This window comes from Pseudomonas hefeiensis (assembly GCF_030687835.1).
GTDB classification, from domain to species: Bacteria; Pseudomonadota; Gammaproteobacteria; order Pseudomonadales; family Pseudomonadaceae; genus Aquipseudomonas; species Aquipseudomonas hefeiensis.
Genome location: NZ_CP117449.1, coordinates 1619812 through 1632077 on the forward strand (window position 1 = coordinate 1619812; position 12266 = coordinate 1632077).

Here is a 12266-nt window from a genome sequence, read left to right on the forward strand (position 1 = left end):
TTCTTTCTTATATAGCTAGGAGTGGTTCATGGGCGATACGCGGCGTTGGTTCTGGTTGGGTGGGATCGCCCTGCTGTTTGTATTCATCTATTTGCTGCATCCGATCCTCACGCCGTTTCTGGTTGCGTTGCTCCTGGCCTATCTGTTCGACCCACTGGTAGACCGCCTGGAAAAACTCGGCCTGTCCAGGACCTGGGGTGTGGTGTCGGTGTTTGCGCTGATCACCTTGATTGTCATCGCCCTGATGCTGGTGCTGATACCGATGCTGGCCAAGCAACTGATGCGCCTGTACGAGCTGGCGCCGCAGATGCTCGACTGGTTGCAGCACACCGCCGTGCCGTGGGTGCAGTCAAGGCTGGGGTTGGCCGAAGGTTTCTGGAAGTTCGACAAGGTCAAGGCCGCTATCAGCGAGCACATGGGCCAGACCTCTGACATCGTCGGTGTGGTGTTGAGCCAGGCCACGGCCTCGGGATTGGCGTTGATCGGTTGGCTGGCGAACCTGGTGTTGATTCCGGTGGTGGCCTTCTATCTGCTGCGCGACTGGGACTTGATGATGGCCAAGATTCGCAGCTTGCTGCCACGCCATCGCGAAGAACGCATCATGACCCTGGCCGGCGAATGCCATGAAGTGTTGGGGGCGTTTGTGCGTGGGCAATTGTTGGTGATGGTAGCGCTGGGCTTCATCTATGCGGCGGGATTGATGCTGGTGGGCCTGGAGCTGGGGCTGTTGATCGGCTTGATCGCCGGGCTTGCGGCCATCGTGCCCTACATGGGCTTTGTCATCGGTATCGGCGCGGCGTTGATTGCCGGTTTGTTCCAGTTCGGCGGTGATCTGTACCCGATGGTCGGCATCGTGGCGGTGTTCATGGTCGGGCAGGCGCTGGAAGGCATGGTGCTGACACCGTTGCTGGTGGGCGATCGCATCGGCTTGCATCCAGTGGCGGTGATCTTTGCGATCCTGGCCGGTGGTGAGTTGTTCGGTTTTACCGGGGTCTTGCTGGCGCTGCCGGTGGCGGCAGTGATCATGGTGCTGGTGCGCCATATGCACGATCTGTACAAGGATTCAGACATTTACAGTGGCGTCGAAGACCCCGAGCTATAGCGCCAATGGCGGGCGTGGCGGTTGTCCCGGCGTCAGGGAAACCGCCGCTCCATTGTTCTGTCGCTGCAAACCTTTGATTTTGCTCGTGGTCCGGCGCATTGTGCGGTCCGCGTCACGGGTATAAACTTTGCGCACTTTACACAGAGGCCACTAACGGTTCTTTTGGAACTGTTCAGTCAGCATGAAACCGATTCAGCTGCCCCTAGGTGTGCGTCTGCGTGATGACGCCACCTTTATCAACTACTACCCAGGCGCCAATGCCGCTGCACTCGGCTATGTCGAGCGGCTTTGCGAAGCCGACGCCGGCTGGACCGAGAGCCTGATTTATCTGTGGGGCAAGGACGGGGTAGGGCGTACGCATCTGTTGCAGGCCGCGTGCCTGCGGTTCGAGCAATTGGGCGAGCCGGCGGTGTATTTGCCATTGGCCGAGTTGCTGGATCGCGGCGTTGAGATTCTCGACAACCTTGAACAGTACGAACTGGTCTGCCTGGATGATCTTCAAGCGGTGGCCGGCAAGGCTGATTGGGAAGAAGCGCTGTTTCACCTGTTCAACCGGTTACGCGACAGCGGTCGGCGTTTGCTGATTGCAGCATCGACGTCGCCGCGGGAGCTGCCGGTGAAGCTGGCCGATCTCAAGTCCCGTCTCACCCTGGCGCTGATTTTCCAGATGCGCCCGCTCTCCGATGAAGACAAACTCCGTGCATTGCAGTTGCGCGCGTCCCGGCGTGGCCTGCACCTGACCGATGAGGTCGGGCACTTTATCCTTACCCGCGGCACCCGCAGCATGAGCGCGCTGTTTGAATTGCTCGAGCGCCTCGACCAGGCGTCGCTTCAGGCCCAGCGCAAGCTGACCATCCCTTTTTTGAAAGAAACCCTTGGCTGGTAGACGTCGCAGCGATAGTGGCTTATAGCCTGTTTCTGCCACGGCACAGCCCGCGTCCCTTCTGGGCTGCAGGCTGCATGAGGACTGGAAACGGTTTTGGCGCTTAGATGTAAACCTAAAACCGAGAAGTCACATTTGCATCGATTGAATTTGCAAATGAGCTTGATAGTGGGCATAGTCTCGCCATCTTTACAACTTCAGCCACGGTCGTGCCCATGCTAAGTCGCTTCGCACCCCTGGTGCCTCTCGCACTCGTTACCCTGTTGTTCGGTTGCGCTGCCCACTCTCCAGTGTCTCAGCAAGCGCAACAACCACAGGTCCAAAACTCCGTTACCGCCCAGTCTTCCTCTGTTGCACTTCAAGAAGAAATGGCCACCGACAAAGAGCTGGCAGACTTCGCCGGCAGCAAGCCTTATCAGCTTCCAGTGCTGGCTGACAGCATCCTGGAGCGAGGCATGTCCTTGATCGGTACCCGCTATCGTTTTGGCGGTTCCTCCGAAGCCGGCTTCGATTGCAGCGGTTTCATTGGGTATCTGTTTCGCGAAGAGGCTGGCATGAATCTGCCGCGCTCCACTCGCGATATGATCAACGTGAAGGCCCCGCTGGTTGCTCGCAACGAACTTGAACCGGGTGACCTGCTGTTCTTCGCCACCAACGGTCGTCGTGGTCGCGTCAGTCACGCCGGCATCTACCTGGGTGACAACCAGTTCATCCATTCCAGCAGCCGCCGCAGCGGTGGTGTGCGAATCGACAACCTGGGCGACAGCTACTGGAGCAAGACCTTCATCGAAGCCAAGCGCGCCCTCGCCATGGCACCGACCGTGGTCACTGCTCGCAAGTAAACGCACAGTTTGTAAGGCAAACTTAAAGTCTTACTTGAAGTTTGTCTCATAGCCGCTAGAATCCATGATTATTGATTGATGGCAATCCGCCTGCGTATTCCGCAGGCGGCTTTGTTTTCATGCTTACGGCAGAAAAGCCGCATCCAGATCAGGATTGTTCTGCATATGTCGACGTCGGCCCGCCTCGCTCTCATGTTCTTTGCCGCGCTGCTCAGCGCTTGCGCCAGCCGTACTCCGCCACCTGCGCCAGTGCGGGCTCCGGTGGCATTCACTCCCGCGCAAAGCTTTTCCCCGGTTGCCGAAGACGTGCTGTTCCGGGCGCTGGGGTTGGTGGGAACGCCCTATCGTTGGGGCGGTAATACGCCGGATTCAGGTTTTGATTGCAGTGGCTTGATCGGCTATGTGTATCGCGATGCGGCCGGTATCTCCCTGCCGCGTTCCACCCGCGAGATGATTGGCATGCGCGCCCAGAGTGTCGGTAAGGACGCGTTGCAGACCGGTGATTTGATTTTCTTCGCCACTAACGGCGGCTCTCAGGTCAGCCATGCCGGGATCTATGTCGGGGAGGGGCGTTTCGTCCACGCGCCAGCGACCGGGGGTACGGTCAAGCTCGACAGCCTGTCCAAGGCTTATTGGCAGAAAGCCTATCTAAGTGCCAAGCGTGTGTTGCAACCGGCACATCTGGCGCGTAATCCCTGACCTGGGGTACTCAGCTCAGTGCCAATGGGTGGCGAGGGTTGTGTGGGAGCAAAACTTGCTCCCACACAGAGGGGGTAAACCCCTTGCCACTAGGGTGTATTGGCATTATTTAGTTGAAACCCGCCAAATCTTGTTCCCCACATCATCAGCCACCAACAGCCCGCCCTGCTTGTCGATTACCACACCCACTGGCCGGCCCTGGGCTTTTTCATCTGCATTCAGGAAACCGGTCAGCACATCCAACGGTTGCCCCACCGGCTTGCCGGCGTTGAACGGTACGAAAATCACTTTATAGCCGCTGTGGGGCTTACGGTTCCATGAGCCGTGCTGGCCGATGAAAGCGCCTTCAGTAAACGGCGCGGGCAAGGTGCTACCTTCGGCGAACGCCAGGCCCAGTGACGCGGTATGGGGGCCGACGGCGTAATCCGGGGCGATGGCCTTGGCCACCAGTTCCGGCTTTTGTGGCTCGACCCGCTTATCGACGTTCTGCCCGTAATAGCTGTAGGGCCAGCCATAGAAGCCGCCGTCCTTGACTGAGGTGATGTAGTCCGGGACCAGGTCGCTGCCGATCTCATCACGCTCATTCACTGCGGTCCATAGCGCGCCGCTGCGCGGCTCCCAGGCCAGGCCGTTGGGGTTGCGCAAGCCCGAGGCGAAGATGCGGTGATTGCCGCTGGCGCGGTCCACTTCCCAGATGGCCGCGCGGCCTTCTTCGGCCTCCATGCCGTTTTCCCCGACATTGCTGTTGGAGCCGGTAGTGACGTACAGCTTGCTGCCGTCCTGGCTGGCGATCACGTTTTTGGTCCAGTGGTGGTTGAGCGTGCCGCCCGGCAGGTCGACGACCTTGGTCGGCTGCGCCTTGATTTGCGTATCGCCCTCGTTATAGGGGAAACGAATCAGTCGGTCGGTGTCGGCCACGTACAGATCATTGCCGACCAGCGTCATACCGAACGGTGAGTTGAGGTTCTCCAGAAAGACCGTACGGGTTTCGGCGATGCCGTCGTGATTGGCATCACGCAACAGGGTAATGCGATTGGGGCTGGGCACCCCCGCACCGGCGCGGCCCATGACTTTCTCCATGACCCAGCCACGGATGCCCTTGGAATCGTCCGGCTTGGGCGGGGCATTTGTTTCCGCTACCAGCACGTCACCGTTGGGTAGCACGTAGAGCCAGCGTGGATGATCCAGCCCTTCGGCGAATGCGCCCACTTGCAGTCCCTGGGCCGGGGTGGGTTTGGCGCCATCCGGCCAGCCGACAGCTTCAGCAATGTTGACGGTGGGGATCAGGGTCTTGTTCGGTTCCGGCAGTTTTGGCGAGGGGCCAGTGCCGTCGGAAACCTGCAGCGTGGAGGACTCGCCGCAAGCAACAAGCCCTGCGGCCAATGCGACGATCAGAAGGTGTGGTGGCTTGAGCATGCGGGCTTCCCTATGAGTGCATGGTAGTTACTCATAGAGAAGCTTAGACCCGCGATGGTTCAACCGGTCAGCCGTGGGCCTGCTTGAACAGCACGGCGATGCCCGGATGATAGTGCCCGGCCTCATTGCGCAACTTGCGATAGGCATAGGGGAAGTACCAGGCCACTGCGCAGGTATTTTCCTTCTGCAGTTCGTCGATCATGTCCTGCAACTCTTCCGGCGTGGCGCTCTGCTGGGCTTTTTGCGGTGCTACAAACAGGCAGCCTAATCTCAGGTCACTGGAATAGCTGATACGTTTGGCGTCGCTGGTAACGTCGAGCAGCGGCTGGTTGAGGTTGAGACTCTTGACCTTCGGCCAGCGTTGAGTGGCCTGGATGAAGGCGCGCTCCTCGGTGCCGGCGATGAACAGATCGGCGCTGACGTTGCGCTCGCCTTCTTCATTCTGCTTGCGGGTGGGGGTGTTCTGCAGCGTGACCATCTCGGCCATCCAGGCTGCGGCCGACAGCAAGCCAAGATTGGCTTTTTCATCGAACCAGTAAGGTGTGTCGTTATCGCCGCGCACGGCGTTGTAACGGTCGATACAGTCAAACCAGCGTTCCAGCACCGGGCGCAGGAATTCCAGTTTTGGATTGCTGATGATCATGCCTTGCATGCTTTTGCCCTCTTGTTCTTGTGATATCGGGTCGTGATGCCTATTTGATATCACTTGCCGCAGCATGGCACAAGATTGGCGTCATTTTATTGATGGGGGCCAATATCCGCTGTTGAACCTGTGGCGGCTTTAATTGACGCTCCACCCCCAACCCTCTAACCTTCGCGGCTTGTTTCAGGTGCTCTGTGGCCGGGCGATCGTTGGGTCGACAGAGTGAAACAGGGAAGCCGGTGAGTGCATACGAACCCGGCGCTGCCCCCGCAACGGTAAATGAGTCAACGCTGTGCTAAAGCCACTGTGTCCGTATGACATGGGAAGGCGCGCAGCCCGGCATCACGCCGCTCATGAGCCCGGAGACCGGCCTGATTCATCCAACGGCATCACGGTGGGCGATGCCAGGCTTGTTGCCGTCTTTTTTGTGCCCGCCCGCCGTTATCCAATCCCAACGGAGAGCTCCCATGACCGACACCCCCGATCGCGACGAACGCCACCTGGCGCGGATGCTGCGCAAGAAAGCCGTGATCGACGAGCGCATCGCCAATTCGCCGAATGAATGCGGCCTGCTGCTGGTGCTGACCGGCAACGGCAAGGGCAAGAGCAGTTCTGCGTTCGGCATGCTGGCCCGGTCCATGGGGCACGGCATGCAATGCGGCGTGGTGCAGTTCATCAAGGGGCGTAACAGCACCGGTGAAGAGCTGTTTTTCCGCCGCTTCCCGGAGCAGGTGCGCTTTCATGTCATGGGCGAAGGTTTCACTTGGGAAACCCAGGATCGCCAGCGTGACATCGCCGCCGCTGAAGCGGCTTGGGCGGTCTCGCGTCAATTGCTGAGCGACCCGTCCATTGGCCTGGTGGTGCTCGATGAACTCAATATTGCCCTCAAACACGGTTACCTTGATCTGGACCAGGTGTTGAGCGACTTGCAGGCCCGCCCGCCGATGCAGCATGTGGTGGTGACCGGTCGTGGCGCCAAGCCGGAACTGATTGAGCTGGCCGACACCGTCACCGAAATGGGCATGATCAAGCACGCGTTCCAAGCGGGTATCAAGGCGCAGAAGGGCGTCGAACTGTGAGTGATGTTCCCTTGACGAGTCGTCACTGCCCGGCAGTGCTGATCGCCGCCCCAGCTTCTGGGCAAGGCAAAACCACGGTCACCGCTGCCCTGGCCCGCTTGCATCGCAATCAGGGGCGCAGGGTGCGGGTCTTCAAGTGCGGGCCTGATTTCCTCGACCCGATGATCCTGGAGCGGGCCAGTGGCGCGCCGGTCTACCAACTGGACATGTGGATGGTCGGCGAGCAGGAGAGTCGTCGATTGTTGTGGGAAGCCGCCGCCGAAGCCGACTTGATTCTGATCGAAGGGGTGATGGGGTTGTTCGATGGCACGCCATCGAGCGCCGATCTGGCACGGCATTTCGGTGTGCCGGTGCTGGCGGTGATCGATGGCACGGCCATGGCCCAGACCTTCGGCGCCCTGGCCCTGGGCCTGGCGCGGTATCAGCCGGACTTGCCCTTCGCTGGAGTGCTGGCCAATCGGGTCGGCACCTTGCGTCATGCGCAGTTGCTCGAAGGCAGTCTGACCGAAGGCCTGCGCTGGTACGGCGCCTTGTCACGGGAAACCGGCATCGAGCTGCCAAGCCGTCACCTTGGGTTGGTCCAGGCCAGTGAATTGAATGATCTGGACCTGCGCCTCGACGCCGCCGCCGATGCCCTGGCTGGCAGTTGTGAAGTGGCGTTGCCGCCAGCCGTGGAGTTCGCCGCGCCACAGGTGATTGCCGCGCAGCCGTGGCTGGAAGGTGTGCGCATCGCCGTGGCCCGGGACGAAGCGTTCGCCTTCACCTATGGCGCGAGCCTCGATTTGTTGCGAGCCATGGGCGCGCAACTGAGCTTCTTTTCACCTATTCATGACACCGAACTGCCGGAGGCGGACAGTCTGTATCTGCCCGGTGGCTATCCGGAATTGCACCATGTGGCGCTGGCGCAAAATGCGTCGATGCTGGCGGCGATCCGCGGGCACCATCAAGCTGGCAAGCCCTTGCTCGCTGAATGCGGCGGCATGCTTTATCTGTTGGACTCGTTGACGGATGTGGATGGCACCCGTGCCGAACTGCTTGGGTTGCTGGCCGGTGATGCGCAGATGCAAAAGCGTCTGGCGGCCCTGGCACTGCAATCGGTGGAGTTGCCGGAGGGCACTTTGCGCGGGCATACCTATCATCATTCCCTGACCAGTACCGGGCTGGAACCGATTGCCCGAGGCCATAGCCCCAATGGCGGGCGAGGGGCAGAGGCGGTTTTCCGGCAGGGCCGGATGACGGCTTCCTATGTGCATTTTTTATTTTCCGTCGAATCCGAGGGCGATTGCTGCGCTGTTTGCGCCTGATCTTCAGGCCGCTATCACGAGCAGGCTCGCTCCCACATTTGATCACCTGACCCCTGTGGGAGCGAGCCTGCTCGCGAAGCGGTCATGACAGACAACGCCTTTCCCCTGGCCGAACGCGACGCCATCTACCGGGCCATCGCCGAGCGCCGCGACATGCGCCACTTCACCGGCGGCACCGTTGAGCCAGCATTGCTGCGCCGCCTGCTGGAAGCCGCCCATCAAGCCCCCAGCGTGGGACTGATGCAGCCGTGGCGGTTCATTCGCATCAGCGACCGCGCCTTGCGTGGGCAAATCCGTCAACTGGTGGAGCAGGAGCGCGTCCGCACCGCCGAGGCCCTGGGCGAGCGCAGCGATGAATTCATGAAGCTCAAGGTTGAAGGCCTCAACGATTGCGCCGAAGTGCTGGTGGCGGCGTTGATGGATGATCGCGAGCGCCATATTTTTGGTCGACGAACCCTGCCGGAAATGGACCTGGCCTCGCTGTCCTGCGCGATCCAGAATCTGTGGCTGGCCTCTCGCGCCGAAGGATTGGGGATGGGCTGGGTTTCTCTGTTCGAGCCCCAGGCCCTGGCCGAGTTATTGGGCCTGCCCGCCGGTGCCAAGCCGCTGGCAATCTTGTGTCTGGGACCGGTCGAGGTTTTTTACCCGGCGCCGATGCTCGCCCTGGAAGGCTGGGCGCAGCCGCGTGCGCTGGATGAATTGCTCTACGAAAACCATTGGGGAGTGAGCCCATGAGTGTGGCGTTGCTCAGTGCCGCCGCAGTGGCGCTGGATGCGCTGTTGGGCGAACCCCGACGCTGGCATCCGCTGGTCGCCTTTGGTCGCTTTGCCGATCGTATCGAGCAGCGCTTCAACTCCGGCGGGCGTGGCTGGCGCAGCCATGGCGTGACGGCGTGGATCATCGCCGTGGTGCCGTTGACCCTGCTCGCGACGGCACTGTCCTGGGCACCGTTGGTGGGTTGGCTGGTGGACATCCTGGCGCTGTACCTTGCCCTTGGCCTGCGCAGTCTCGGGGAACATGTCGAGCCGGTGGCCCGGGCTCTGCGCGGTGGGGATCTGGACGAAGCGCGTCGGCGGGTCGGCTACCTGGTCAGTCGCGAAACCGCCGACCTGGATGAGACTGCCGTCGCACGTGCCGCCACGGAGTCGGTGCTGGAGAACGGCAGCGACGCGGTGTTCGCCGCGCTGTTCTGGTTCGCCGTCGCTGGCGCGCCCGGTGTGGTGTTGTACCGCCTGAGCAATACCCTCGACGCCATGTGGGGCTATCGCAACGAGCGCTTTGAGCGCTTCGGCTGGGCGGCGGCCAAGATTGATGATGGGCTCAACTATATTCCGGCGCGCCTGGTGGCGCTGACTTACGCCGTGCTTGGAAAAACCCGCCTGGCGCTCAAGTGTTGGCGCACCCAGGGCCCGACTTGGGACAGTCCCAATGCCGGGCCCGTGATGGCCGCCGGCGCCGGTGCCCTGGGGGTCGAGCTGGGTGGCGCGGCGGTGTATCACGGCCAACTGCACCAGCGTCCGCCCCTGGGCGAGGGCGAGCCAGCGAGCGCCGACGCCATTGATCGCGGCTGGCAACTGGTCCAGCGCGGCGTATGGTTGTGGTTGCTGATTCTCTGCCTGGGAGCTGAGTTTTATGCTTGAGCACGGTGGGCGGTTGCGCAACGCGGCCCGGCAATACGGGATTACCGAGGCGCACTGGCTCGACTTGTCCAGTGGCCTGGCGCCCTGGCCGTTCAACGTACCGGTGATCGCACCGCGGGCCTGGGCACGCCTGCCCGAGACCGATGACGGATTGGAACAGGCCGCCTGCGATTATTACGGCGCCATGCATGTGCTGCCGGTGGCAGGTTCGCAGATGGCCATCCAACTGTTGCCGCGCCTGCGCCGTGCCGGCAAGGTCGGCGTCCTTTCGCCTTGCTACGCCGAACACGCCGAAGCCTGGCGTCGCAGTGGCTACATCGTGCGCGAAGTACTGGAGCCGGAAGTGGACTTCTTCCTCGACAGTCTCGACGTGCTGGTGGTGGTCAACCCGAACAATCCCACGGGCTTGCAGTTGAGCCCCGAGCGCCTGCTGGACTGGCATGCCCGACTGGCCCAGCGCGGTGGTTGGCTGGTGGTGGATGAAGCGTTCATGGATGTCACGCCGCAACTGAGTCTGGCCGCCCATACCCATCAGGTCGGGCTGATTGTGTTGCGTTCGTTTGGCAAGTTTTTTGGCCTGGCCGGGGTGCGCCTGGGGTTTGTATTGGCCGAGCGCCGCTTGCTCAAGTTGCTTGCCGAACAAGTCGGGCCGTGGGCCGTCAGCGGGCCGACCCGGGTGGTGGGTCAGGCGTGCCTGCTGGACACCGACGCCCACGCCCGCCAGCGCCAACGCTGCGAAGACACCAGTCAGCGCCTGGCGCTGACGCTCGAACGCCACGGCTTCAAGCCTCAAGGCGGCTGCGGGTTGTTTCAATGGCTGGTCACTGAACACGCCCAGGCACTTTACGATTTCATGGCCCAGCGCGGCATTCTCCTGCGGTTGTTTACCCACAACAGCAGCCTGCGCTTCGGGTTGCCGGCCGATGACGGTGAATTCCTGCGCCTCGAACAGGCTTTCGAGGCTTACGCCAAGGACATCCAATGACCACTGTAATGGTGCAGGGCACCACGTCCGATGCCGGCAAAAGCACTCTCGTCACGGCGTTGTGCCGCTGGGTCAGGCGTCAGGGGGTGAGCGTGGTGCCGTTCAAGCCACAGAACATGGCGCTCAACAGCGCGGTAACGGCCGATGGCGGCGAAATCGGCCGTGCCCAGGCCGTGCAGGCCCAGGCGGCTGGTCTCCAACCGCATACCGACATGAACCCGGTGCTGCTCAAGCCCAACAGCGACACCGGCGCCCAAGTCATTATCCATGGCCGCGCCGTCACCACCATGAACGCCGTGGCCTATCACGATTACAAAGCCATCGCGATGCAAGCGGTGCTGGCTTCCCATACACGCCTGAGCGCGGCGTATCCGGTGGTGATGGTGGAGGGTGCGGGTTCTCCGGCGGAGATCAATCTGCGCGCCGGTGACATTGCCAACATGGGCTTTGCCGAAGCGGTGGACTGCCCGGTGCTGCTGATTGCCGATATCAATCGCGGCGGCGTATTCGCCCATCTGGTGGGCACCCTGGAGCTGCTTTCGCCCAGCGAACAGGCGCGGGTCAAGGGCTTCATCATCAACCGTTTTCGCGGCGATATCGCCTTGCTGCAACCGGGCCTGGACTGGCTTGAGGCGCGCACCGGCAAACCGGTGGTTGGCGTGTTGCCGTACGTGATGGACCTGCACCTGGAGGCCGAGGACGGCCTCGATCAACGGCAGGCCGACAAGGCCGAACAGGTGCTCAAAGTAGTGGTGCCAGTATTGCCGCGCATCAGCAACCACACCGATTTCGATCCGCTGCGCCTGCATCCACAGGTCGATCTGCAATTCATCGGCCCAGGCCAGCCCATTCCAGCGGCTGACTTGATCATCCTGCCGGGTTCAAAGAGCGTGCGTAGCGACCTGGCCTACCTGCGCGCCAACGGTTGGGAGACGGCCATCCATCGTCACCTGCGTTATGGGGGCAAGCTGCTGGGCATCTGCGGCGGTTTGCAGATGCTCGGCCAGCAGGTCCACGACCCGTTGGGGCTTGAAGGTGCGGCCGGTTCCAGTGTCGGGCTGGGCCTCCTGGATTTCGAAACGACTCTGGAACACGAGAAGCAGTTGCGCAATGTGCGCGGGCGACTGGTTCTGGAAGAGGCCGAGGTCAGCGGGTATGAGATCCATGCCGGTGTGACCGCAGGCCCCGCATTGGAAAACCCGGCGGTGCAGTTGGATGACGGTCGTTGTGATGGCGCCCTGAGCCTGGATGGGCAGATTTTTGGCACCTATCTGCATGGGCTGTTCGAGTCACCGGCGGCCAGCAGCGCCTTGTTGCGTTGGGCCGGGTTGCAGGATGTGCAAACGGTGGACTACCACGGGTTGCGCGAGCGGGACATCGAGCGGTTGGCGGATCTGGTGGAGCGGCATTTGGATACCGGGTTGCTGCGTGAGCTTTGTGGAATTTGAGATGCCTGTACCGGCCCCTTCGCGAGCAAGCCCGCTCCCACAGGGAATTTGCGTACACAGCAGATTTAGTGTGGGCTCTGTGGGATTTAGGGTGGCTGGGCTGGCCTCATCGCGAGCAGGCTCGCTCCCACGTTGGATCTCTGATGACCACAGAGTTCATGCACACCATAACGCCCCCTGTGGGAGCGGGCTTGCTCGCGAAGAGGCCAGTCGCCACACCGCCAA

At 61.6% G+C, this 12266-nt stretch carries 11 protein-coding genes, 1 pseudogene and 1 riboswitch; of the genes and pseudogenes, 10 read left to right on the forward strand and 2 right to left on the reverse strand.

All coding sequences use genetic code 11. The features are described 5' to 3' along the window. Positions 1–28 precede the first annotated feature (28 nt). The 4 genes from PSH57_RS07025 to PSH57_RS07040 all read left to right on the forward strand — a co-directional run bounded on the left by PSH57_RS07025 (position 29) and on the right by PSH57_RS07040 (position 3526). Positions 29–1102 carry an AI-2E family transporter gene (locus PSH57_RS07025; RefSeq protein ID WP_305388683.1) on the forward strand — a complete coding sequence of 358 codons (1074 nt, stop codon included), beginning with the start codon at positions 29–31 and terminating at the stop codon, positions 1100–1102. A 181-nt stretch (positions 1103–1283) separates the two neighbouring features. After that, positions 1284–1988: a DnaA regulatory inactivator Hda gene (gene hda, locus PSH57_RS07030; RefSeq protein WP_003178999.1), complete on the forward strand. Its 705-nt coding sequence runs from the start codon at positions 1284–1286 to the stop codon at positions 1986–1988. Between the two features lie 212 nt (positions 1989–2200). Next, entirely contained in the window at positions 2201–2827 is a 627-nt protein-coding gene (locus tag PSH57_RS07035) for a C40 family peptidase (protein WP_256231139.1), read from the forward strand. A 165-nt stretch (positions 2828–2992) separates the two neighbouring features. Then, positions 2993–3526, forward strand: coding sequence for a C40 family peptidase (locus tag PSH57_RS07040; RefSeq protein WP_256231138.1), 534 nt, complete (start codon positions 2993–2995; stop codon positions 3524–3526). A 105-nt stretch (positions 3527–3631) separates the two neighbouring features. Here the strand turns inward: PSH57_RS07040 and PSH57_RS07045 are convergent, their stop codons facing one another. Both PSH57_RS07045 and PSH57_RS07050 read right to left on the reverse strand, forming a co-directional pair. Beyond that, a complete protein-coding gene (locus PSH57_RS07045) occupies positions 3632–4942 on the reverse strand; it encodes a PQQ-dependent sugar dehydrogenase (protein ID WP_305388684.1) in 1311 nt (436 codons plus the stop codon). 67 nt (positions 4943–5009) lie between these two features. Further along, the gene (locus PSH57_RS07050) at positions 5010–5594 is read right to left on the reverse strand and encodes a hypothetical protein (RefSeq protein ID WP_305388685.1); all 585 of its coding nucleotides are present in this window, start codon (positions 5592–5594) and stop codon (positions 5010–5012) included. A 159-nt stretch (positions 5595–5753) separates the two neighbouring features. Further along, a riboswitch (cobalamin riboswitch) is annotated at positions 5754–5974 on the forward strand. Between the two features lie 78 nt (positions 5975–6052). Here PSH57_RS07050 and cobO point away from each other — a divergent pair. The 6 genes and pseudogenes from cobO to PSH57_RS07080 all read left to right on the forward strand — a co-directional run bounded on the left by cobO (position 6053) and on the right by PSH57_RS07080 (position 12041). Further along, positions 6053–6664 (forward strand): cob(I)yrinic acid a,c-diamide adenosyltransferase, encoded by a 612-nt coding sequence (gene cobO, locus PSH57_RS07055; RefSeq protein WP_305388686.1) that lies wholly within the window; start codon positions 6053–6055, stop codon positions 6662–6664. An 11-nt stretch (positions 6665–6675) separates the two neighbouring features. Beyond that, a pseudogene (locus PSH57_RS07060) lies at positions 6676–8056 on the forward strand (cobyrinate a,c-diamide synthase). Next, on the forward strand, positions 8053–8703 hold the full coding sequence (gene bluB / locus PSH57_RS07065) for a 5,6-dimethylbenzimidazole synthase (protein ID WP_305388688.1): 651 nt from the start codon (positions 8053–8055) through the stop codon (positions 8701–8703). Before PSH57_RS07060 ends, bluB begins: the two are co-directional and overlap by 4 nt. Then, positions 8700–9608, forward strand: a complete 909-nt coding sequence (gene cbiB, locus PSH57_RS07070; protein WP_305388690.1) for an adenosylcobinamide-phosphate synthase CbiB — start codon at positions 8700–8702, stop codon at positions 9606–9608. The genes bluB and cbiB overlap by 4 nt, the downstream gene beginning before the upstream one ends. Beyond that, complete coding sequence (gene cobD / locus PSH57_RS07075) at positions 9601–10593, forward strand: threonine-phosphate decarboxylase CobD (protein WP_305388691.1); 993 nt, start codon at positions 9601–9603, stop codon at positions 10591–10593. The genes cbiB and cobD overlap by 8 nt, the downstream gene beginning before the upstream one ends. Further along, positions 10590–12041, forward strand: coding sequence for a cobyric acid synthase (locus tag PSH57_RS07080; protein ID WP_305388692.1), 1452 nt, complete (start codon positions 10590–10592; stop codon positions 12039–12041). The genes cobD and PSH57_RS07080 overlap by 4 nt, the downstream gene beginning before the upstream one ends. The last annotated feature ends 225 nt before the right edge of the window (positions 12042–12266 follow it).

What these genes read in the sequence shown, in the direction of transcription:
- cbiB (WP_305388690.1), top strand. Translation starts at nt 8,700, where the DNA reads ATGAGTGTGGCGTTGCTCAGTGCCGCCGCAGTGGCGCTGGATGCGCTG.
- bluB (WP_305388688.1), top strand. Translation starts at nt 8,053, where the DNA reads ATGACAGACAACGCCTTTCCCCTGGCCGAACGCGACGCCATCTACCGG.
- PSH57_RS07025 (WP_305388683.1), top strand. Translation starts at nt 29, where the DNA reads ATGGGCGATACGCGGCGTTGGTTCTGGTTGGGTGGGATCGCCCTGCTG.
- PSH57_RS07045 (WP_305388684.1), bottom strand. Translation starts at nt 4,942, where the DNA reads ATGCTCAAGCCACCACACCTTCTGATCGTCGCATTGGCCGCAGGGCTT.
- PSH57_RS07050 (WP_305388685.1), bottom strand. Translation starts at nt 5,594, where the DNA reads ATGCAAGGCATGATCATCAGCAATCCAAAACTGGAATTCCTGCGCCCG.
- cobD (WP_305388691.1), top strand. Translation starts at nt 9,601, where the DNA reads ATGCTTGAGCACGGTGGGCGGTTGCGCAACGCGGCCCGGCAATACGGG.
- PSH57_RS07080 (WP_305388692.1), top strand. Translation starts at nt 10,590, where the DNA reads ATGACCACTGTAATGGTGCAGGGCACCACGTCCGATGCCGGCAAAAGC.
- PSH57_RS07040 (WP_256231138.1), top strand. Translation starts at nt 2,993, where the DNA reads ATGTCGACGTCGGCCCGCCTCGCTCTCATGTTCTTTGCCGCGCTGCTC.
- hda (WP_003178999.1), top strand. Translation starts at nt 1,284, where the DNA reads ATGAAACCGATTCAGCTGCCCCTAGGTGTGCGTCTGCGTGATGACGCC.
- cobO (WP_305388686.1), top strand. Translation starts at nt 6,053, where the DNA reads ATGACCGACACCCCCGATCGCGACGAACGCCACCTGGCGCGGATGCTG.
- PSH57_RS07035 (WP_256231139.1), top strand. Translation starts at nt 2,201, where the DNA reads ATGCTAAGTCGCTTCGCACCCCTGGTGCCTCTCGCACTCGTTACCCTG.